The 21,910-nt window shown below is 31.6% G+C and carries 19 protein-coding genes; 2 read left to right on the top strand and 17 right to left on the bottom strand.

All coding sequences use genetic code 11. The features are described 5' to 3' along the window. Positions 1–198 precede the first annotated feature (198 nt). Both AAC008_RS04705 and AAC008_RS04700 read left to right on the top strand, forming a co-directional pair. Entirely contained in the window at positions 199–1,878 is a 1,680-nt protein-coding gene (locus AAC008_RS04705; RefSeq protein ID WP_339887732.1) for an AraC family transcriptional regulator, read from the top strand. A gap of 453 nt (positions 1,879–2,331) precedes the next feature. Then, positions 2,332–2,616, top strand: coding sequence for a helix-turn-helix domain-containing protein (locus AAC008_RS04700; protein WP_339888137.1), 285 nt, complete (start codon positions 2,332–2,334; stop codon positions 2,614–2,616). A gap of 847 nt (positions 2,617–3,463) precedes the next feature. Here the strand turns inward: AAC008_RS04700 and AAC008_RS04695 are convergent. From AAC008_RS04695 to AAC008_RS04615, 17 genes are all read right to left on the bottom strand, one after another. After that, positions 3,464–3,679: a hypothetical protein gene (locus tag AAC008_RS04695; RefSeq protein WP_339887730.1), complete on the bottom strand. Its 216-nt coding sequence runs from the start codon at positions 3,677–3,679 to the stop codon at positions 3,464–3,466. A 72-nt stretch (positions 3,680–3,751) separates the two neighbouring features. Beyond that, entirely contained in the window at positions 3,752–4,144 is a 393-nt protein-coding gene (locus AAC008_RS04690) for a DUF5675 family protein (RefSeq protein ID WP_339887729.1), read from the bottom strand. Positions 4,145–4,180: 36 nt separating this feature from the next. Beyond that, positions 4,181–4,939 carry a hypothetical protein gene (locus AAC008_RS04685; RefSeq protein ID WP_339887728.1) on the bottom strand — a complete coding sequence of 253 codons (759 nt, stop codon included), beginning with the start codon at positions 4,937–4,939 and terminating at the stop codon, positions 4,181–4,183. Between the two features lie 1,509 nt (positions 4,940–6,448). Further along, positions 6,449–8,815 carry a polysaccharide biosynthesis tyrosine autokinase gene (locus AAC008_RS04680; RefSeq protein ID WP_339887727.1) on the bottom strand — a complete coding sequence of 789 codons (2,367 nt, stop codon included), beginning with the start codon at positions 8,813–8,815 and terminating at the stop codon, positions 6,449–6,451. 2 nt (positions 8,816–8,817) lie between these two features. After that, on the bottom strand, positions 8,818–9,591 hold the full coding sequence (locus AAC008_RS04675) for a polysaccharide biosynthesis/export family protein (protein ID WP_339887726.1): 774 nt from the start codon (positions 9,589–9,591) through the stop codon (positions 8,818–8,820). Positions 9,592–9,652: 61 nt separating this feature from the next. Continuing rightward, entirely contained in the window at positions 9,653–11,458 is a 1,806-nt protein-coding gene (locus AAC008_RS04670; protein WP_339887725.1) for a nucleoside-diphosphate sugar epimerase/dehydratase, read from the bottom strand. A 178-nt stretch (positions 11,459–11,636) separates the two neighbouring features. Continuing rightward, positions 11,637–12,773, bottom strand: coding sequence for a DegT/DnrJ/EryC1/StrS family aminotransferase (locus tag AAC008_RS04665; RefSeq protein WP_339887724.1), 1,137 nt, complete (start codon positions 12,771–12,773; stop codon positions 11,637–11,639). Between the two features lie 67 nt (positions 12,774–12,840). Beyond that, complete coding sequence (locus tag AAC008_RS04660; protein ID WP_339887723.1) at positions 12,841–13,467, bottom strand: outer membrane beta-barrel protein; 627 nt, start codon at positions 13,465–13,467, stop codon at positions 12,841–12,843. Between the two features lie 158 nt (positions 13,468–13,625). After that, positions 13,626–14,180, bottom strand: a complete 555-nt coding sequence (locus AAC008_RS04655) for a sugar transferase (protein ID WP_339887722.1) — start codon at positions 14,178–14,180, stop codon at positions 13,626–13,628. Beyond that, positions 14,177–14,791, bottom strand: a complete 615-nt coding sequence (locus tag AAC008_RS04650) for an acetyltransferase (protein ID WP_339887720.1) — start codon at positions 14,789–14,791, stop codon at positions 14,177–14,179. The genes AAC008_RS04655 and AAC008_RS04650 overlap by 4 nt, the downstream gene beginning before the upstream one ends. 13 nt (positions 14,792–14,804) lie before the next feature. Then, positions 14,805–15,407 (bottom strand): sugar transferase, encoded by a 603-nt coding sequence (locus AAC008_RS04645; protein ID WP_339888136.1) that lies wholly within the window; start codon positions 15,405–15,407, stop codon positions 14,805–14,807. Continuing rightward, positions 15,400–16,557 carry a glycosyltransferase family 4 protein gene (locus AAC008_RS04640; protein WP_339887718.1) on the bottom strand — a complete coding sequence of 386 codons (1,158 nt, stop codon included), beginning with the start codon at positions 16,555–16,557 and terminating at the stop codon, positions 15,400–15,402. The genes AAC008_RS04645 and AAC008_RS04640 overlap by 8 nt, the downstream gene beginning before the upstream one ends. Then, complete coding sequence (locus tag AAC008_RS04635; protein WP_339887717.1) at positions 16,547–17,509, bottom strand: polysaccharide deacetylase family protein; 963 nt, start codon at positions 17,507–17,509, stop codon at positions 16,547–16,549. Before AAC008_RS04635 ends, AAC008_RS04640 begins: the two co-directional genes overlap by 11 nt. A 9-nt stretch (positions 17,510–17,518) precedes the next feature. Further along, positions 17,519–18,565 (bottom strand): GNAT family N-acetyltransferase, encoded by a 1,047-nt coding sequence (locus AAC008_RS04630; protein ID WP_339887716.1) that lies wholly within the window; start codon positions 18,563–18,565, stop codon positions 17,519–17,521. A gap of 4 nt (positions 18,566–18,569) precedes the next feature. After that, positions 18,570–19,739, bottom strand: a complete 1,170-nt coding sequence (locus AAC008_RS04625; protein ID WP_339887715.1) for a glycosyltransferase — start codon at positions 19,737–19,739, stop codon at positions 18,570–18,572. A gap of 22 nt (positions 19,740–19,761) precedes the next feature. Beyond that, positions 19,762–20,898, bottom strand: a complete 1,137-nt coding sequence (gene wecB, locus AAC008_RS04620) for a UDP-N-acetylglucosamine 2-epimerase (non-hydrolyzing) (protein WP_339887713.1) — start codon at positions 20,896–20,898, stop codon at positions 19,762–19,764. 263 nt (positions 20,899–21,161) lie between these two features. Then, complete coding sequence (locus AAC008_RS04615; protein WP_339887712.1) at positions 21,162–21,548, bottom strand: GxxExxY protein; 387 nt, start codon at positions 21,546–21,548, stop codon at positions 21,162–21,164. Positions 21,549–21,910 lie beyond the last annotated feature (362 nt).

Raw genomic sequence — 21,910 nt, 5'->3', positions numbered from 1 at the left:
AATTCAAGAATTAAAGACACATTAAAATCTCTTTTAACCCATTTTGTAATGAACAAATCTACCGTTACTTCAATAGGTTTTATGTTTTCATAATTTAACAGTTGTTTACCATTAATTTTTTTTAGTACTTTTATTCTAATTTAACCCATCAAAAAAAACAGCACTATTTAAAGCTTCTTTTTCTATACGCTCCAATATATGAAAAACAACATAACAAACATTTTTTTTACTATTATCCTACTAATAGTAAGCAATCTATCAAACGCTCAAGAAAAAGAGTTAAAAAATCTTGAAAAACTAGAAGATAGAAACTATTCCTATCTAGAGAATGCTTCAAATAATAAAAATTATAAAAAAGAGGTGAATTTGGAATATGCAAAAGCATGGCTATCAAAGTCTAAAGCAGACGAAAATTGGTTTCAATCTGCAAAAGCATACAAAGCGCTAATGCATCTTGAAGAAAAAACTAATCTTTTAAAATATGCTGATAGTTTAGTAGTTGCTGCTCTAAGATCAAAAAACAATCAGCTAATTGGAAATGCTTATTTATCAAAAGGTATTATTCTTAATGACAGGAAAGAAATAAGTAAAGCATTAGATAATTATTTAATAGCAGACCAATTCTTAACTAAAACAAACGATGAATATTCGTCAAACAAATTAAAATATTCAATTGCACATACCAAATACTATCTGGGATTTTATGACGAAGCAATTGCCCTATTCAAAGGCTGTTTAGCCTATTTTGAAGAGGAAAGTGAGAGAGGTTATTTAAACACATTACATTCACTTGGATTATGCTATAATAAAATTGGAAATTATAACAAATGTACTTACTACAATGAATTAGGGTTAAAAGAAAGTCTGGCGTTAGAAAACACGGCAATGGTACCATATTTCAAGCATTCTGAAGCCATAAACCAATATTACAAAAAAGAGTATACCGCTGCAATTCACAAATTAAAAGAAGTTATGCCAGGTATAAAAGAAAAAAAAGATGTTGCAAATGAAACATTAGCTAATTTTTATATTGGGAAAAGCCATTGGGAATTAAAACATAAAGAAGAAGCGATCCTTTACTTATTAAGAGTAGATAGCACATTTGTAGAAAAAAAATACTTACATCCCGTGTTCCGAGAAAACTACGAGCTTTTAATTAAACATTATGCAGAAAAAAACAATCTAAAACTACAATTAACGTACATCAACAAATTAATGGAAGTTGATAAAATGTTGAATAAAAATTACAAATACCTTTCTCAAAAGATATTCAAAGAGTATGATACTAAAAAATTAATTGCAGAAAAACAGGAAGTGGAACGTACTATGAAAACTAAAAGTAGTATACACTATTTATTAGGAGTAATGCTGTCTCTAATAATAGTCTTTTTAGGCTTTAGGCACTATAAAAATGAAAAGTTTTATAAAGCAAAATTTAACGAGTTAATGCACTCAAATATCAGTAACACAAAAATAAATAATACGGATAACCAAGAATTAGATATAAACCCAGAAATCGTTGAAGTAATCATAAAGAACTTAGAGAAATTTGAAAAAAATAAAAAGTACTTAGAAAAAGACATGAGTCTTATTAGAATAGCCTCTTTATTGCATACAAATACAAAATACGCATCAAAAATTATATTTAAATACAGAGGTAAAAAAACGATAGACTACATAAATGACTTAAAAATAGAACATATAATTTCCTTATTAAAAAACGATAAAAAATACCGTCTCTACACCAATAAAGCACTAGGAGAAGAAATAGGCTTTGGTTCAACACAAAACTTCACAAGAGCCTTCAAAAACAAAACAGATATATCACCTACCTATTTCATCCAAAAACTAAATGAAATACCCAAACCTAAAAATTAAACTAGACACTTATCAGTCATCTCCCTCTCCCCCTCTCTCCCCCTCTCTCCCCCTCTCCAAATCTCCAAACCCCAAAAAACAGAAAATAACAGTCAACAGACAACAGACAACTGACAACTGATAACAGATAACAGATAACAGACAACTGACAACCGACAACCAACAAAAAATTATAAAGATTTCTCAAATTTCTTCAATCTGTGTTCCAAAAAATCCGTTTCATCCGCATTCCTATAGCCTATAACTGACAACCGATAACAGATAACAGACAACTGAGAACTGACAACCGACAACAGTCAACCGACAACTGACAACAAAAAAAACCATCACAACTTCTGAAACGCTTGTGATACAAAACAAAACAAACCCCACAAATTTGCACCATAACAAACTAAAACAACCGTTATGGCAAATGAAACCAACAGGTTCGCAAACTCCGCAACCAACAATCAAATGCATCCTAAGCATTTAATTACCCTTGTAGACCTAAAAGAATTTCGACAACTTCTAATCGATGATTTTAAAGAAATTCTCGCTTCATCAACCCCACAAACAAAGAAATGGCTCAAGTCCATTGAAGTCCGAAAACTTCTAAACATCTCTCCAGGCACATTACAAAACCTGAGAATCAACGGCACATTACCCTACACAAAAGTAGGAAGCATCATACTTTATGATAACGCAGAAATAGAAAAACTGCTAAAAAACAACAAAGTAAACAACACACCCCCCAAGTAATTACAAGACAAAACCCACCAGTCTTAATACTTAATACTCCAATCTTAATACTCAATCCTCCAGTCTTAATACTCAAATCTTAATACTAACCACCCCCTCCCATGAACCACACAAAACACCTAACCAGCTTCTTCGACCGAATAATCCACGATCACGACCTAAACCCTACGCACATCAGCTTATACATAGCATTATTTCAGGCTTGGAATGTAAACCGATTCCAAAACCCAATCAGCATTTCACGAGATGAACTGATGCGTATTAGTAAAATTTATTCAAAAGCAACTTATCACAAATGCATTCGAGAACTCAACAACAAAGACTACATTAGATACGAACCATCTTTTAATCCCTACAAAGGAAGTCTAGTCTTCATTCACAACTTAGCAGAAGCCCTGCACCCAGTCCAAAAAACAAACCACAAGACTAAATAAATCGCCATCCCGAGCGCAGTCAAGGGACCGCAAAAAAAACTCAAAAACCTTAGCGAACCTAGCGTAAAACCCTTGCGCCCCTTGCGGTTAAAAAATCCGTGCAAATCAGCCAAATCCGTGTCATCCGCGTTCCAAAAAACCTCCCCTCTACCCAAAGCAAAGCGCCTATCAAAAAATAAAAAAAGCCTAGTCTAAAAAAAACTAGGCTTTCAACATGTTTAACTATAAGGCACTCCAACCAAAGTTAAACATCTTTTCTACGCTTCCTCTGCAGGCTTTTAAGCAGTAACGAAATTACAAAACTGACCACTGCTCCGACACTTGCTAACACAATAGTCTTGACAATATCTTCAGATTGAATATTAGGTATAATGCTTAAAAAAGTGCCTCCCGCAGTCCCCATAAAGGTTTGGTTATTGGCTGTCATCGGTTATGGTTAGCTGACTCACCGCTGTCAAAACACCACCCGCTACCGCAGCATAACCACCAATTGTAGTCGCTAAAACAGGCAAAGCTATTGGTGCGGCCAGAATAGTTCCACCTAGGGCAGCTAAGGTTAAACCTACTGTTCGAAGCACTTTAAAAAACTTTGGCGTTGGAGCAGATGCTCTATTCATTATTTTTTTCATAATTAAATTTAGTATTATTCCCGTGAAGACGGGAATCCCCTCATTACAGAACAGATCCCCAATTCACAAGATTTATTTAACAATTAATTCAACACTTTCTTTTCGGTCTAAAGCTCGATAAACTAAAGTTTTTAGCTTCTCAAAAGCGGTCCTTGACATTAGACCCTGACCTGGTCCAGAAAGTTTAGTAACAGGAGCAATACAACCATTTAATTCTTTTATAGCATTATTCGCTGGATGAAACAAAATCAAACTTCTGTTTTTAACATCAACCACCTCCAAATGCCATTTAAATTTCTGACTATACCGCTTTCTTATAAAATAGTTCCCTTCCGGAATACACGAAACGCACTTTTCATTATGCTTCCAAGGCAGCTCAATTGTATTACAAATGACTTTGCCCTCCCATTCTAACGTTCCATTAGTTCCTTCAGGGAAATAAGTTCTTGTTAAAAACAAAATCATACTTCTAAATTCTGATTTCTAAATTCTAACTTCAGATTAAACACCTCCATCTACCTTAGCAAGAGATAAAGGATTAAATGAACCATTCTTCAAAGGATACATTTGTCCATTTATCTCCTGATAAAACTCTATTCCCAAAGACAAAAACAAGGGCTTAGTAGAGTTTGCAGTGACAGCGTTAGTGTGACTAATCACTGCAGTTGGAGTAGAGTCCCATGGCAGGATTGCAGTTTCAGAAGTAGCAACCACGAATGTTTCAGCTTCAAAATCTACTTCAGCTCCTCCAGAAATAATCTTAAAGTGAGTAGTCCCACTTGGAGCAGCAATCATATTAGCTGGTACAAAGGATACAAAATCCACTTTAATCTCACCAGCCACACGGTCAATATCTGCCACAAAAGGAGCAAACAAAGATGTCCCCAACTTCCCACGAATATTGAACTCAAAACCAAATAACAATTCAGCTTCCCCATCAATAACGTTTCTCAAACCTCTTTCACTTACCAGATCCGCTTGAATGACTTTTACCATTCTTTGCGTCAAACGGCTTACCATTCTATTGTCAGTAGAATTTAGTAATAACGGCCTAAATGCAGTCCTCAATAGTTTTCCTGCCTTACCTGCCCGTCCAAACTCCGCGCCATTTTCTCGAGTTCGCTGAAAAGCAGGGTCACTCGCTATTCTACTAGCGTCGATACCACCCTTCTCACGAGCCAAGTGACCATCTCGCGTTTTATAAAAAGTAATATCCCCGATAGTACCTTTTAATTTAATTATGCCTTTCTGTCTTGCCATAATTTCTATTTTTTTTTAGTTAATAATTCTTTAAAAAATCTACTTTCAATTCGTTAATCGTTGCAACTAAATCCCGAATGATTTATCAAAGTTTCAGTTATAAAAATTACAATTCAAAGACCCCTATTTAGAAAACATACAAAAACATAAATAATCGACTATTTTAATTGCCATAATTATCCAAATTATAGTTAAATTTGTCTTAGGTCGAATAGCAGGTAGAACCTGACAGGAGACAAAAATAAAGTAGTAAAAACAAAAAAAGTGATTCCAAGTAGCACAAGGGTAATTATATATCCAAAAGATGTGCAACGCATTATGGGAAAAGAATATGCTCAAGCAAGGTTATACTTATTAAAGATTAAGAAACACTTGAATAAGGAACAACACCAACTAATTTCTATCGAGGAATTTTGTGAGTATACTGGACTCAAAATTGAACACGTAGTGCGTTGTATTGTAGGATAAAATCAATCAGCCAAAAGACTGCTACACCACCAACAAAAATCAAAACTAGTTCAAAATTTAGCATCACACCAGTTCATTTTTTAGCCCAACCCATCAAGTAGTTTCAAAAAAATATCCCAATCCCCCCATCCCCCCATCTCCCAATCTTTCAAACTTTCAAACTTTCAATCCCCCCATCACCTCTTCTCCCTCTCTCCCAACTTTTCAATCCTTCAATCCTTCAATCCTTCAATCTTTTCAATCCCAACCGTCAGTTCGAGTGTTTTTATGGAATGCAATGGAATAAAAATGACCCGAGGGTATGCCGAATTGAGCGAAGCTAATCGAGAACCGTTGTTATGAAAAATCGGGACACCATACCATGTAAGTCCTAACGAATAACTAGCTATCGAGACCCTTTGCAGGGTGACAAGTTTGGGGAGAGACGTTTAGTAGTACTATTCAAAAACTAGTAACCATAAACATTCATCAAAACCGTCAACCTACAACCCACCACTTTGTCATCCTGAAAGGATCTGGACTATGCGCTTTTCGTAAGAACTAATGCTCTTTTGATATGCTTTACCCACAATACACAACAATGGTTTAATAAGTTTGCGGAGAGTTGTTGTCGGTTATCGGTTGTCTGTTAGGAATAAGGTGAGGATGGACATTTGTTAGATAAAAGCAATGTCGATTCTGACGTTGGATAAGCTATCGAGACCCTTTCAGGGTGACAAGTTTGAGGTTATAGTTATAGGTTGTAGGTTGTGATTAGGTAAAGTATGGAATATGTAGAACTCATGATGAAGAATACTGTTTAAAATTCAAAACACGAGTTCTCGATACAATTCCGATTGCCATCGGAACCACTCGAACTGACGGTAAAGAGATAATTTGATGTCATAACAAAAATTGCATTTTAACCCATTCCCCAAGTCACCCTCTCACAAATCCCTACTAACAAAAAAAAAGAGCAGTTGAAAACAACTACCCTTTTTTCCTTTTAACCTTATAAACTCTTAACCTTTTAACCATTCTTTTAACCACACCTAATTAATCTTAAGAATTAAACTTATTCCATTTTTTCTTCAACCAAGACTCTTTTACTTCAACTTCAGCTCCGTATCCGTATCCGTACCCGTATCCGTATCCGTATCCTTTTGCAGTCTCCGTATCATTTAGAATAACGGCCATATTAGGCAATTTCTTTTCTTGGTACAATTCTTCTGGTATTCTTAGCATTCTCTTGTCTAACATATTGGCTCTTACTACATATAAGAAACAGTCAGCTTGATTGGCAATTACAAAAGTATCTGTAACTAATCCAACTGGTGCTGTATCTACTACTATATAGTCATATTCTTGTTTTAGTTCGGCAAACAACTCATTGACTTTCTTGCTCATTAGTAATTCCGCTGGATTTGGAGGAATTACTCCAGAAGGCAAAATATAAAACTGCTCAAAATCATCGTGTTTTACAATATAGTTAGAAACATCATTGCTTTTTGAGGTTAAGTAATTGGTTAACCCAGTTACGGGAACATTCAAATACTCATTTAGTTTAGGGTTTCTAACATCCATTCCTACTAACAATACTTTTTTACCTGACAAGGCAATTGTCGCAGCTATGTTAATGGATAAAAATGTTTTTCCTTCTTTAGGAAAGGTTGACGTTACAAAAATGGTTTTGGCCAAACCATCTGTTTTATTGTTGAATAGAAACTCCACATTGGTACGAATAATTCGCAGGGCTTCTGCTGTACTCGAACGGCTGTTGACATCAATAATTTGACTAGACGAAACTGATTTTGGTACATCTCCCAAGAATGGTATAGAAGTATTCTTTTCAATATCTAATCGTGACTTTATTTTAGTATCTAATAAGTTTTTGATATAAATTATACTAAAAGGTAAAAGCAAACCTACTAAAAGGGAACCTAAAAATATAATTCTTCTATTAGGAGATACTGGATTAATAGTAGAGATAGCTGGGTCAATTACTTTGGCACTAGCCGATGTAATGGCAAGAGAGATAGCCGCTTCTTCTCTTTTTTGCAACAAATACAAATACAAGGATTGTTTAATATTTTGTTGTCTAACCAAACTTCTATATTCTTTTTCTTGGCCTGGGATTTGTGAAATTCTCCCGTCTAAAATGGCTCCTTGACGGTTTAAATCCCTTCTTTTAATTTCTAAGGATTGTCTTAAACTTTTTAAACTACTGTTTACATTGGTTTTTAATTCAGCAATTTGCTTGTCAATGGCGATAGTTCTAGGGTTATCAGGTCCAGCCCCACTTTCAAGTAAACTATTTCGAGTTAAAATTAATTCGTTAAATTTGTTAATCTGAGAACTTGCACCACTTTCTGAAGTAATTATAGTAGCCGGAATTAAGTCTTTATCATTATTGGTGATGTATTCACTCATGGAAGCCACCACTTTGATTTGTGTTTCATTTTCCACCACCTTTTTTTCATACTCTGAGGCACTTTCTAAAAACAATTCCGCTTCAGAAGGTATGTCGGTTAATTTATTTTTCGTCTTAAACGATTCTTCATCCGTCTCTACATCTTCTAACTCCTTAGAAATCAAAACCAGTCTTTCATCTATAAAATTAGAAGTACTTTCAGAAATATAGTTTTTATCCGCAATGGCATCTTCGTTGTAGTTTTTAACCAAAGTATTCAAAAAATCTTCGGCTTTTGCTTTAGTGGCATCTGTAATAGAAAGCTCAATTACACTGGTGTTTTTACTTAAAGCTGAAACGACTACTCTATTGGCATAACTTTCCACCAAACTTTTTAAAGGAACGATTTGAACCGCTACCGATAGATTTTTATCACTTTTAGCATTTTGATTGATAACTACTAAATCAGCTTGTTCAAGTTTAATTTTTTGCCCAAACTTAAAATCACCCAGTAGTTTGTCATTCCCATCAAATAAACTAAACTGTAGATTGTTTAATTTAGTGATAAAATACGAATTCTTTAGGGTATAAAAATCTTCATCGTAATTGGAAAAGAACACTTTAAAGGGCAATTCTCCATATAACTCGCCATCTTTAATTCTTCCTTTGTTAAAGTATTTAATGTTTAAATTTAAATCCTTAATGGTTTTTTCGATTAGAGTCCTAGACTTTATGATTTCAATTTCATTATCTACATTGCTTTTTGCCCCAGACAAAATACCTAATTCAGAAAAAGCAGCCAACTCATTTGCAATACCTCCTTTTCTATCATCTTTTACTAGGATAGTGGTAGTTGATTTATAAATAGGAGTCGAATACCGCAAGTAGAAAAAAGCAATCCCTACAAAAACAACAGCACTAAGTAAAAACCAACGCCATTGCAGCAAGTACTTTTCAACTTCTTCTCTAATATTTATAGCGTCATCTTGCTCTAAATTGTTTTTAATATGTTCTTGCATTATTATTTAATTGTTATGGCTAAAATAGTAATTAATAAGGAAACCGCTGTTAGACCTACAGTTATGTTAGGCCCAATTACAGAAGAATTTACTCTTGTTTTATTAGGTTCCACATAGATTACATCATTTTGAGATAAGTAATAATAAGGAGAGTTTATAAAATCACCTTTGGTGATATCCACTTTTTGAAAGCTTTTAACTCCGTTCTGTTCTCTAATGACTAAGATATTATCTCGTTTACCGTATATGGTTAAATCACCCGCCATGCTTAAAGCCTCTAAAAGGGTAACTCTTTCGCTATTGATTGGGAAACTTCCAGGTCTGTTGACCTCTCCTTGCACCGAAATTTTGTAGTTTAAAATACGAATGGTTATAACGGGGTTGGTAATTTTTCCAACCAATAATTCTTTAATGGTTTCTACTAATTCATTCCTAGTTTTGCCAGCAACCTTTACCGTACCTATATTAGGCATTTGAATATTTCCTTCTTGGTCAATTTGATAATTCAATTGTCTTTGTTGCATAACCCCAATTTCGGAACTTACACTAGCCACATTAACGGCAGATAAATTATAAGGTTGGGCCACTATAGGATTATCTGTAGAAATTATAATCATCAACACATCATCGGGTTGCAATACAGCCTGAAAATCAGCTTTAGCTAAACTATCTGTAGAAGCTACATTTTGCAAAAGCGAAAACTTTTCTGTTGAAGAACAAGAGCCTAACAACAAGCTTGCTATCAAAATAAAAAAAATCGGGAAAACTTTATTCATACTTTTTTTTTAAAAGGCAAAGATACATTAAATAAATACTTAGGAAAAAGATTCCAAAAAATTAATCCAAAAGTTCAAAAGTTGAATTCTTGCTCTTATATTCAGGCACAATTTTTTTCATGAATTGAACAATTTCTACTTCTTCTTTACTCGAAGAAACAGCAATCAAACCAGTTATATCTTCAATAATTTGATTGTAATCTTCTTCCTCTTCTTGGGCAATCATAATTTTATGATGGTGCGTGGGTAATGTTTTTGAATCATCATTTAACAATTCCTCATACAGTTTCTCACCAGGTCTTAAGCCAATAATTTTGATTTCAATATCTTTATTGGGTTCAAAACCGGCTAATTGTATCATTTTTTTGGCTAAATCAATAATTTTAACAGGCTTACCCATGTCAAAAATATAAATCTCTCCTCCATTCCCCATTCCTCCTGCTTCTAAAACCAATTGACAAGCTTCTGGAATGGTCATAAAGTACCTAATAATTTCAGGATGCGTAATGGTAATTGGCCCTCCCATTTCAATTTGTTTTTTAAACAAAGGCACCACCGAACCGTTAGACCCTAGAACATTTCCAAATCTTGTAGTTATGAATTTTGTAGTATGTACTGGCTCTTTTGTGTTTTTATAATGCAAGGATTGAATGTACTTCTCCGCAATTCGTTTGCTGGCTCCCATTACATTACTAGGATTTACAGCTTTATCGGTAGAAACCATAACAAATTTTTTAGCCTTAAATTGAATGGCTAAATCCGCAATATTCTTGGTTCCTAATACGTTTGTAAATATAGCTTGGCATGGGTTTTTTTCCATTAAAGGCACATGTTTATAGGCAGCCGCATGAAAAATAATATCCGGATTATACAATTCAAATACTTTTTCAATACTTGCTTTGTTTCTGATATCGGCTATAATGCTTATGACATTGACTTTTTTACCTGCTTTTTGTATTTCTAATGAAATATGATGCAAAGGTGTTTCGGCTTGGTCAATTAATATTATTTTTTTGGGGTTAAAGTCTAAAACTTGCCATACTATTTCGCTCCCTATAGAGCCTGCAGCACCCGTTATGACCACTATTTTACCTGACAATTGACTTGATACTAACTTATTATCGAGAACTATTGGTTTTCGATCTAATAAATCTTCAATTTCAAAACTTTTAATCTGTTTGGAAATCTCTTGTTCATTTTCCCAATTCGTCACAATAGGCACTGTAAAAACTTTGATGTTATGCTCTAAACAATCATCAATGATGTTTAATTTTTCCTCTTTGGAAAGCGATTTTTCAGCTATAATTAAAGCATTTGCTCGGTAACTTCTTAGGATTACAGATGTTTTTTTACTGTTGTATAAAATAGGCAAGCCTAAAATACTTTTGGATTTATTGGATTTGGTATTGTCAATAAAGGCTACAATTTTAAACCTTGCTGGCAATTCAGATTTAATGGCGTTCGCCACAGCAATAGCATTTGCATCTGTCCCATAAACCATAGCGGGTATCAATTGTTTTAAATCGGTTGTGTTGATGAAATTTTCAAAAATAAACTTCACTAAAATTCTAAAGAAAAACAACAAAGTAAAAGACAATACAAAACTTAAAATCAATCCCGGAATTAAAAATATTTTTTTTCCAAAAATAAAAAAACTCCCATAATTGATAAGCACCAGCACCATTAAGGAAGAAAAGGTAGACAAAAACAATTTAATGGCATCAATAAAACTACTATGCCTAATAATTCCTGCATAAGTTCTATAGACTATAAAAAACAGGGTGTTTACGATTAATATTAAACCATAGCGTTCGTAAACATTTAAGACATCATAAAAACTTAGTTCCGTAATTAAGTTTACTAACATAATATAGGTCATTAAGTTAGCAAAAATTATGATAGCTATATCTATACAAAAAATAATCCATCTGGGTAGGTACCCTAGGGTGTATATTTTTTTATCGTAAATTTTTTGAGCAAACTTATTCACTAGGCTTTTATTTCAAATTATATTAAAGAATAAGGAATCCTAAAAGGATTTAATGTCAGGCAAATGTAGTGAAAAAAGAATTTATGTTTTCCGCTATCCTTACTTTATCTTTTTCCGTTAAATTAGACCCAGAAGGCAAGCATAAACCGTTTTCAAAAAGCTGCTCAGCTACTTTATTGCCATAGTAAGGGTATTTTTCAAAAACAGGTTGCAGATGCATCGGTTTCCACAAAGGGCGTGATTCAATATTTTCTTTTTCTAAAGCCAAACGCAAAGCTTCTCTTTTTTCATAAGAATCTAGTGTAATTGCACTTAACCAATGGTTTGAAAAATAATTTTTATTAGGCTCCACTAATATAGCGACTTCCTCATTGTCTTTAAAGAGTTCTTGGTAAAAAGCATTCATAGCTCTTCTTTGTGAAACCCTTAAATCGATCACTTCCATTTGCCCACGACCTACTCCTGCACAAATATTACTTAATCTATAATTATACCCTATTTCAGAATGTTGATAATGTGGAGCTTCATCTCTTGATTGAGTAGCATAAAAAACAGCTTTGTCTTTTAATTCTTTACTTTTACAAACTAATGCTCCTCCACTTGAAGTGGTTATTATTTTATTTCCGTTAAAAGACAGTATTCCAAAATCACTAAAAGTTCCACATTTTTTTCCTTTATATGTACTTCCTAGAGCTTCTGCACTATCTTCAATTAATGGAATATTATATTTTTTTGATATTGCATTAATTTCATCTACTTTAAAAGGCATTCCGTATAAATGCACTCCAATAATTGCTTTAGGTTTTTTTCCTTTTGCTATTCTATCTACAATTGCTTCTTCTAATGCTATTGGACATAAGTTCCAAGTATCTGTTTCGCTGTCAATAAAAATAGGTGTTGCTCCTTGATATAAAATTGGATTTGCTGATGCCGAAAAAGTCATGCTTTGACAAATAACCTCATCGCCATTTGAAACGCCTAATAAAATTAGTGCTAAATGTATTGCTGCAGTACCTGAACTAAGTACTGACACATAAACGGAATCTTGCAAATAATTTTCAAGGTCTTTTTCAAACGCGTTTACATTTGGTCCTAAAGGTGCAATCCAATTAGTTTCAAAAGCATCATTAATATATTTTTGTTCGTTGCCTCCCATGTGAGGAGATGACAACCATATTTTTTCTGGATTCATTAGTTAAAAATTAATTTAAATGTATTTACAATAAAACTAAATTACTTGAGCGCTTCTTTTGATCACTTTAGTGCCAATCAGCATGTTTTGTCTTATTCCCTAAATAGAACATTAGTCCTATAGAAAACACGGTCGTTTTCCCTACTTCTGAGGCGTAATCACTGTTTAAAAGCACTCCGTCAAAGCCATAATGTTGTTTGAAACGAAAAGCATAAGCCACATCGCCATATAGACTAAATCGCTCAGACAACTTTACTTGAGGCGTCAACCCAATAGTAGCTGTACCAATTCGCTCAGAACGACTAGAAGTTTCAGGTTTAGCAAAAGTTAAACCAGCCCCTACTCGCCCTAAAAGGCCTATTCTTTCATTGGTCATGTAATTCAAATTAAACAAGCTCCCTACATTATAAACCGCTGAAGCATTAAGCGAATTATACCTAACACCCGCATTGTCGCTTTCAAATTTATCCCTACCAAAATTTACTTTTACCCCTATTTTCTCATTAAACATATAACGCACTCCAAAATCAAAATGGTTAAATCCTGACAAATCACTTTTACTAAATTCACTACCATATAATTTAGAAGGAGTCACATAACCATAACCCGTTTCAATGGAAATTCTATTCCAATTTTTTTGTCCAAAAGACATCATACTACATAACAGAACCAGAACTAAACTAAACTTTTGCATTATATTTTTTTTAATCTTAAACTGAGGCCCAAACACTTTAGGCTTTTAATTTTTACTTGTTTTTTACACTAGTGCCTTTTATCTTCTCCCAATCTCCATGTCTCCCATTCTCCCATTCTCCCATTCTCCCAATCTCCCAATCTCTCACTCCTCACTCCTCACCTCTCACAAAAAATCGTTCTAAACAATATCTGCAAATCTAAGAAAATACTTTGGTTATAGTAATATTCTAAATTCATTTTTACTTTATCGGGAAAAATTACAGTATCATTATAATCCAATGGGTTGTCTTTTTGGCTTAAGATTTCTTCTTCATTGGCATACTTTATAGAAGCCTCAGAAGTCAAACCTGGTTTTAGTTCCAGTATTTTTCTATTCTCTCCTTCTAGGGTATCATAGTAACCCGGAATATCAGGTCTTGGGCCTACAAAACTCATTTGACCTAATAAAATATTTAGCAATTGAGGTAATTCGTCTAGTTTTGATTTTCTTATAAATCTACCAAAAGAGGACACTTCTTGCGTGGCATCATTCATAGATTTTATTTTGAAAATTTTAAAAGGTTTTCCGTGTTGACCAATTCTTTTTTGAAGAAACAAACCAAATGATTTTGTGTCAATACTAGCTAGAAGAATACAAATTAGTATAATCCAACAAAATAAAAAGACAGACACTAATGAAGCTATAAAATCAAATGTTCTTTTTAAAATCATGGAGTACTGATTTTAATTATTTTCCCTGGATTGCCCACTACTATTGCGTAATCTGGAATATCACTTATAATCACAGCACCCGCACCTACGGTAACCCATTTTCCTATTTTTATGCCTTGTATGACACTTGCTCCTATTCCTATTTGTGTTCCTTCGCCTACAAATACATTTCCTGCTAATGAAGCATTTGGTGATATGTGTACATAATCTTCTAAAAAACAGTCGTGTTCTACAACACTTCTTGAATTTAATATGCAATGTTTACCAATTTTTGCATCTGAATTAACAACTACCTGTGGCATTACTATTGTTCCTTCTTCTAAAGAAGCAAATGCTGAAATTGTGGCATCTGAATGAACCGCTGAAAAATAACGGAAGTTGTTTTTGTTTACTATTTTCTTTCGAATAGCATTATCTCCAACAGCCACAATAAATTGGCTACCCTCAGGACTTTTAAAGTCTTTAGTATTGACAACTGGTATAGTTGAAATATAAGGAGCTTTAGGGTTATCATCAACAACTGCCAACACTTTTATGTTATTTGAAAACAAAACATCTAATACAACTTTTGCATGACCACTTGCTCCAAAAAGATATTTATTGTTTTCCATAATTTCACTTGTATTAATTTCCTTTAAAAACTTCCATAGTTACTTCACCATCTTGAGAAATGCCTTCACTGATAAAAACTTTTTTAACGGTTAAAAATAGTATTTTGATATCTAATAAAAAACTACAATTAGTAACATACCAAACATCATATTCAAATTTTTGGCTCCAACTTATAGCGTTTCTACCGTTTATTTGTGCCCAACCTGTAATTCCAGGTCTTATGTTGTGTCTTTGTTTTTGAGTTTCATTGTACAAAGGTAAATATTGCACTAATAAAGGTCTTGGCCCAATTAAGCTCATATCTCCTTTTATTACATTCAATAATTGTGGTATTTCATCTAGAGATGTTTTTCTAACAAAAGCACCTATTTTGGTTAATCGTTCACTATCTGGTAATAATTGACCTAAAGTGTCTTTTTTATCATTCATGGTTTTAAACTTGATGATATTAAAAAGACGTTCGTTTTTACCAGGACGACTTTGAAAGAAAAAAGGTTTTCCTTGATTAGCAAAAAACAATCCTATCATGACAAACACAAAAATTGGGCTTAAAAGTATAAATCCAATTAGTGCTGCTGTAAAGTCAAGTGTTCTTTTAAAAAAGGTTTTATACATTTTCTTCCAATTTCTTGTATTCATTTAAAATAGCATTCCAAACTACTTCTTGCTCATAATTATCTACTATTCTTTTACGAGAATTTTCTTTTAATTGGTTGTAAAAAGCAACATTTTCAACCATTTTTTTCATGGCATCAAATATAGCTATTGTATTTTTAACTGGAATTATTATACCGTTATGATTCTCAATAATAATTTCATTACAACCATTTATATTGGAAACAATACTTGGTAAACCCATCGCTCCTGCTTGCATTACTACGTTTGGAAAACCTTCTCTATAACTTGGAAAGACTAAAGCATTTGAAATAGCAAAATAAGATCGAACATCATTTTGATAGCCAACACTTATAATAGATTTGTTTTCTTCTATCTCTTTTAAAGCTTTAGGTAATAAAGGATCTAATTCTGTTTCCGAAGGACCTACAAGTAATAATTTTGTATTTGAGAACAAACCATTTAATTTCTTAAAAGCTTCAGTTAATTCATTTATTCCTTTATCAGAAACCAATCTGCCAACAAAAATAAACACAAAATCATTTGGAAGAATTTCAAGTGTCTTTTTTAAGGCATCATTTTCAATTTGAGAATATTTTTTAGCATTAAAAAAAGAAGTGTCAATTCCGTTAGTGCTTCCATTTCCTAAAACTTTTAGTTTATCTGGATTACAAAATTTTTCTTGAATAATAATTTCGTTTAACCCAAAAGAGTTTGGATAAACTTTAGTAGCACATCTGTAGGTTATTTTCTCAACAAAATTTAATAATTTTCTTTTATTTCCTGTTGCTTCTAATAAAGGTAGACCTGCTATTGTGTGTAACCTATTTGGAACACCTGCTAATTTTGCAGCTAACATTCCAACAGTTCCTGCTTTTGGGGTATGTGTATGAACTATAAATGGTTTTTGTTTTTTAAAAAATAGATATAATTTATAAACAGATATCAAATCTTTTACCGGTGTAATTTGCCGAGTCATTTCTATATTGAAAACCTCAACATTTTCTTTCTCTCCTACTTTTTCTAAATACTTTTTTTCTGATGAAACTGCAATTACTTTATAAAACTGATTCATATATGCCAATTGTCCAGACAAAAGTTTGTCTAGCGAAATTGGAACAGTTGTTATGCGGATTAGTTTATTTTTCATGATGAAAATCTTCCATACACTTAGAATTAAAATTGTATTTTATTTTTAATAGTTGATAATATTCTAAAATATCTTTCAGTTGTTTCATGTTTTTTTCTGTATTATATCCAAAATTATGTGGATGCCACCAAAGATGATAGTTTTCTCCTTTTTTTGCAGCCCACAGCATTTCTCGTTTTATTCTATTAATTTTTATTTTTTGAATGTATTTTTCTCTAGAGGAATAGGGTCTGAAAAATCTACTTGCAGGTAATAATATTAAATCACCTTTTTTTTGAATTGATGTCGTTTTAAAAGTTAATGTTTTGCTTATTGGTAATAAAGTATCAAATGCTCTTCCAATGAAGTTAAATCTGCTTTTTTTATTCCAAAACCAAACATCAGGATTAACTCTTATTACTTTAAAACCATTAGCTTTAATTATTTCTAAATATTCACTATTGTATTGATTTCTAGGAAACACTAACGATTTTAATTCTGTTCCAAATAATTTTAAAGAAATAGTTTGGGCCGCTTCAATGTCAGCGTTAAACTGCGATGAATTCTGTCCTAACTCGTCACAATAATAATGACTAAATGTATGACTAGCTAACTCTTGACCTTTTGTTTCTAATATTTTTTTTACTATTGATTTTGCAAAATGAAATTCATCTACTTCTTCATTATTTCCTACCAATTCATTTTCAAACAAACTATAGTTATTAAGTTTTTCATTCTTATATGTTGGTTTCTCTTCTGGATGAAATGAAAGTAATTCATTCAAATTTGAAGAAAACAAAAACCCTACTGTAGCCCATGTTACTTTTAAATTAGATTCTTCAAACAATTGCAACATTTCATTTATTACTAAACGTGTGTTTTGAAAATATTGCTTTTTTTGTTCTAAATCCCACTTCTCAGGTGCTCCCCAATGTAGTTCAAAATCTAAAGATATTATTAAATTTCCATTCATTATTTCTATTTATACGGTATCTGAATCTGAATAACTTAAGTACCAATTTTCTCTTTTATTTATTACATCATAAAGATTATCATCAAATGAACGAGCCCCAAAATGTAATTCAATAGGTCTAAATTTTTCAGGCATATTATAAAATTTTTGAGCCTTATAAGCTTCATAATTAGGAGAGTGTTCTAAGCACCAACTTAAAACACAATCTGCTTTGCTTTGATTAATTTGATTTGTAGCATGTTTTAATAAAAATTCTCCTGCGTCTTTATAATCAGTATTGTAAACCAATTCCATTATATATCCTATTTTACCACCATGTTTACTTTTAACTGCAAAAACTACAAATCCAATATATTTGTTTTCTTCATTATATGCGTGGACTATTTTATAATCTTCTAATGGTTTATTAATATATCTCCAATCTAGATATTCTTTATCTCTATTAACTGCAACATTAATTGTTTTTGAAAACTTCGTCCAAACTTCATTTACTGCTAAAGGAAATTCATTCTTACTTTCAACTCTGTAGTTATCGTTAACTTTATTATTTGATCTAACTAAATTAATATTAGGCAACCATGACAACCAAGATATTTTATTTGTAAAATAAGATGTCCTAAAAGGTTTAATCAAAAAAGGCACTGGATCTAATACTTCCCATGCTAATTTTTTTTGAAATCCATAGATTGAATTACCGTTTGGAAATCCATAAACAAGCTTAACATCGTTTTGGCTCGCTTTTTCATAAACATCCTTTGCTAAATTTATAAACAATCCTTTTCCTCTATAATCAATATCTGTTATTGTATCTAAAGATTGTGAACCAATTAAAACTGAATTCTTAATTTTAAATTTTATTGGAAAAATAGCATAAATAGCTGCTGTTTGATTATTTTTTATATCAATTGCAATATCAACATATTGTTTATTGATTGGATTTTTTAAAAATTGCCATTCTATAACTTCATTGTTTTTTTTAGAACCATTTCTATAAAAACATTCTTTAAAAATACTAATGTTTTCTTTAGTAATTGTAACTATATTAAAATCATTCATGTTTTTAAAATTGCTTTTTAAATATATTTATATAATTCTTGTAGTAAAATAATTGTGACTTATATGTAAAACTTTTCATTTCTTTCAGTTTTTCTTTACTTACTGACAAAGCAGGAATTAATGAAGTTACAACTGTGTCTACACTTTCAGCATTAATCATAAAACCATTTACTCCATTCTCTAAATAATCAAAAACATTACTGTTTTTATTTGTTAAAACTGGAGTTCCTGCGCTAATTGATTCAACAAATTTTGTAGGAAAACCTGCTTTAGTAACTTTATTTTCGTCTCTTAAAAAAATTGAATAAGAAGCATTTTTAATTATTTCAATTGCATCTAAATGATTAATTTTACCTAAAAAAATAATGTTTTCATTTAAGTTAGTTATTTCATCTTTATACATTGGATAAAAAAGTAAAAACTCCTCTTTAGTACATCCTATAACTTTGAAAACAAAATTAAAGTTTTTTTCTTTAAGTTTAGATAAAGCACATACTACAATGTCTAATCTATCTTTTACATATTTATCTTTGATAGAAAACGCTCCACCTGCATAAACAATTTCTATAAAATTTTTAATTTCAACATCTTCAATCTTCCATTTTTTATCGCTTAAATCTACTAATGGTGGGACTATTATAGAATAGTTTGTTTTTGAATTATAATATTTATGTAAATAATCACTAATAGATATTATTCCATCTAATTTTTTATTTAGATAAAGCATTCTTAAATTACTATCAAATATTTTAAACAAACTTAAAAAAATGTTTCCATTTATTGAATTTTGATTCCATTCAGTACAGTCAGAAAAAATTTTAATACTATTTTTGGTTACAAAAGTCTTAAATTTATATATAATAAATGATGGCATATTATATAAAATAATTGAATGCTTATTATTGTATTCGTTTATTATACTCAAATAATTATTTATGTTTAATAAACTTTTAATCCATTGTTTACTACCATTTGGATAAGGTAAGCTATAGCAAACAAAGTCAAAAAATAATTCTTTTTTTATTGCTTTTTCATTATCTCTATGAATACCAATAAATATTACTTCATAGTCTAGTTCTCTTAAAGCTTTTGCATTATTTATTACTCTATGTGCCGCTGCATTTTTATCTGGTAGCTCAAAATTACCTATGTAAAAAATTTGTTTTTTAGACATTTTAATGTTTTAAATCAATTATTTATTCGCTCCAAACGGTTCTTTTAATATAGTCTGTATAACTTAATATAATTCTAACCATTTTATCAGATACATTGGGCATAGAATAATCTGCAACGGGTCTAAAAGTTCTTTCTTCTCCTCTTTTTTGGTATTGCAATTGGGTTAAGCCTTGCATAATTCTCTCAGGATTTAAACCTACCATCATAACAGAGGCTTCTTCCATAGCTTCTGGTCTTTCATGGGCTTCTCTAATGTTTAAAGCAGGAAAGTTTAACGTTGATGATTCTTCTGAAATTGTTCCACTGTCAGATAAAACTGCAAATGAATTTAGTTGTAACGCATTATAATCATTAAAACCCATTGGTTTTAAAAACTGAACTTCTGGACGCATTTCAATTTGCTTGCTGTCTATCATTTTTTGAGTTCGAGGATGTGTGCTTACTATAATTGGATAATGATATTTATCTGCAATTAAGTTTAAACTTTCCATCAACCCTTTAAAATTCTTTTCACTGTTGATGTTTTCTTCTCTATGAGCTGAAACTACAAAATATTTATGTTGTTCTAATTTTAAGGTTTCTAAAATGGTAGAAGCCTTAATTTCTGGTAAATAGTGATGTAATACTTCATACATTGGTGAACCTGTTTTTATGATTCGATCAGCAGGCAATCCTTCTCTCAATAAATATTCACGGGCAATATCACTATAAGTTAAATTGATATCGGATACATGGTCAACAATTTTACGATTGGTTTCTTCAGGTACACGTTGATCAAAACATCTGTTTCCAGCTTCCATGTGAAAGATTGGAATATGACGTTTTTTTGCAGGAATGGCACATAAACAACTGTTTGTATCTCCTAAAACTAAAAATGCATCTGGTTTTTCGGTTTCTAATAAAGGATCTATTTTTATTAAAATTTGTCCTACTGTTTCTGTAGCTGTCGCTCCAGCAGCATTTAGGAAAAAATCGGGTTTACGAATGCCTAAATCATCAAAGAATATTTGGTTTAATTCGTAATCATAATTTTGTCCTGTGTGGACTATTATATGTTCTATAGCTTCTGAATGGTCTAAGGCAGCCATTACTCTTGATAATCTTATGATTTCAGGTCTTGTGCCTACAACAGTCATTACTTTTAATTGTGCTTTCATTTAATTTTTTTATTAGAACGCGGAGCATACTGATTGAACAGGTTTCCACGGATTTTTTATTGTTTATTTTTGACTTAAAACCTTTATTTATTTCACGCAGATTTAAAAGGATTTAAAGGATTTTTTATACTTATCTTATATCTTTTATTAGAACGCGGAATACTCTGATTTAATAGACTTCCACAGATTTTTTATTGTTTATTTTTGACTTAAAACCTTTATTTATTTCACGCAGATTTAAAAGGATTTAAAGGATTTTTTATTTATTTTTCCATGTAATTGTTTACTATTCTTTTAATATTATCTTTTATTATATCTGTATTAAAATTTACTAATATACCGACTGGTAAATCAGATAATTTTAGATAGGTAGTTACTTGTTTATAGTGCACTTTTTTTAATTCTTCAACTGATTTAAGTTCTATTAAAACTTTATTTTCAACTAAGATGTCGATTCTAAAAGCAATATCTAAAATAACACCATCATAATGAACCGCTAATTCCACTTGATTTTTAGCATTTAAACCTGCTTTCTCTAATTCATAAAGTAAAGCAGCCTCATAAACCGACTCAAATAACCCAGGCCCTAAATTATTATAAACGCTAAAGATACAACCTCTAATTTTATAAGTAATCTCATCAACTTCCATAATTCACAAATTGATTTTATAACTATTTCTCAAAATTCAAATTAAAACAAAACAAAAATCCTTTAAAATCTGCGTACAACTTTCATTACTTAATTCTCATGCAACTAAACAAAAATCCTTTAAATCTGCGTGCAACTTTCATTAACTAATCCTCAAGCAACTACACAAAAATCCTTTAAATCCTTTAAATCTACGTGCAACTTTCATTACTTAATTCTCATGCAACTACACAAAAATCCTTTAAATCCTTTAAATCTGCGTGCAACTTCCATTACTTAATTCTCATGCAACTAAACAAAAATCCTTTAAATCCTTTAAATCTGCGTGCAACTTTCATTAACTAATCCTCAAGCAACTACACA

The organism is uncultured Flavobacterium sp. (assembly GCF_963975515.1).
In the GTDB taxonomy this organism is placed as follows: Bacteria; Bacteroidota; Bacteroidia; order Flavobacteriales; family Flavobacteriaceae; genus Flavobacterium.
This window is presented reverse-complemented; position numbering and strand designations above follow the sequence as displayed.

What these genes read in the sequence shown, in the direction of transcription:
- AAC008_RS04705 (WP_339887732.1), top strand. Translation starts at nt 199, where the DNA reads ATGAAAAACAACATAACAAACATTTTTTTTACTATTATCCTACTAATA.
- AAC008_RS04700 (WP_339888137.1), top strand. Translation starts at nt 2,332, where the DNA reads ATGCATCCTAAGCATTTAATTACCCTTGTAGACCTAAAAGAATTTCGA.
- AAC008_RS04695 (WP_339887730.1), bottom strand. Translation starts at nt 3,679, where the DNA reads ATGAAAAAAATAATGAATAGAGCATCTGCTCCAACGCCAAAGTTTTTT.
- AAC008_RS04690 (WP_339887729.1), bottom strand. Translation starts at nt 4,144, where the DNA reads ATGATTTTGTTTTTAACAAGAACTTATTTCCCTGAAGGAACTAATGGA.
- AAC008_RS04685 (WP_339887728.1), bottom strand. Translation starts at nt 4,939, where the DNA reads ATGGCAAGACAGAAAGGCATAATTAAATTAAAAGGTACTATCGGGGAT.
- AAC008_RS04680 (WP_339887727.1), bottom strand. Translation starts at nt 8,815, where the DNA reads ATGCAAGAACATATTAAAAACAATTTAGAGCAAGATGACGCTATAAAT.
- AAC008_RS04675 (WP_339887726.1), bottom strand. Translation starts at nt 9,591, where the DNA reads ATGAATAAAGTTTTCCCGATTTTTTTTATTTTGATAGCAAGCTTGTTG.
- AAC008_RS04670 (WP_339887725.1), bottom strand. Translation starts at nt 11,458, where the DNA reads ATGTTAGTAAACTTAATTACGGAACTAAGTTTTTATGATGTCTTAAAT.
- AAC008_RS04665 (WP_339887724.1), bottom strand. Translation starts at nt 12,773, where the DNA reads ATGAATCCAGAAAAAATATGGTTGTCATCTCCTCACATGGGAGGCAAC.
- AAC008_RS04660 (WP_339887723.1), bottom strand. Translation starts at nt 13,467, where the DNA reads ATGCAAAAGTTTAGTTTAGTTCTGGTTCTGTTATGTAGTATGATGTCT.
- AAC008_RS04655 (WP_339887722.1), bottom strand. Translation starts at nt 14,180, where the DNA reads ATGATTTTAAAAAGAACATTTGATTTTATAGCTTCATTAGTGTCTGTC.
- AAC008_RS04650 (WP_339887720.1), bottom strand. Translation starts at nt 14,791, where the DNA reads ATGGAAAACAATAAATATCTTTTTGGAGCAAGTGGTCATGCAAAAGTT.
- AAC008_RS04645 (WP_339888136.1), bottom strand. Translation starts at nt 15,407, where the DNA reads ATGTATAAAACCTTTTTTAAAAGAACACTTGACTTTACAGCAGCACTA.
- AAC008_RS04640 (WP_339887718.1), bottom strand. Translation starts at nt 16,557, where the DNA reads ATGAAAAATAAACTAATCCGCATAACAACTGTTCCAATTTCGCTAGAC.
- AAC008_RS04635 (WP_339887717.1), bottom strand. Translation starts at nt 17,509, where the DNA reads ATGAATGGAAATTTAATAATATCTTTAGATTTTGAACTACATTGGGGA.
- AAC008_RS04630 (WP_339887716.1), bottom strand. Translation starts at nt 18,565, where the DNA reads ATGAATGATTTTAATATAGTTACAATTACTAAAGAAAACATTAGTATT.
- AAC008_RS04625 (WP_339887715.1), bottom strand. Translation starts at nt 19,739, where the DNA reads ATGTCTAAAAAACAAATTTTTTACATAGGTAATTTTGAGCTACCAGAT.
- wecB (WP_339887713.1), bottom strand. Translation starts at nt 20,898, where the DNA reads ATGAAAGCACAATTAAAAGTAATGACTGTTGTAGGCACAAGACCTGAA.
- AAC008_RS04615 (WP_339887712.1), bottom strand. Translation starts at nt 21,548, where the DNA reads ATGGAAGTTGATGAGATTACTTATAAAATTAGAGGTTGTATCTTTAGC.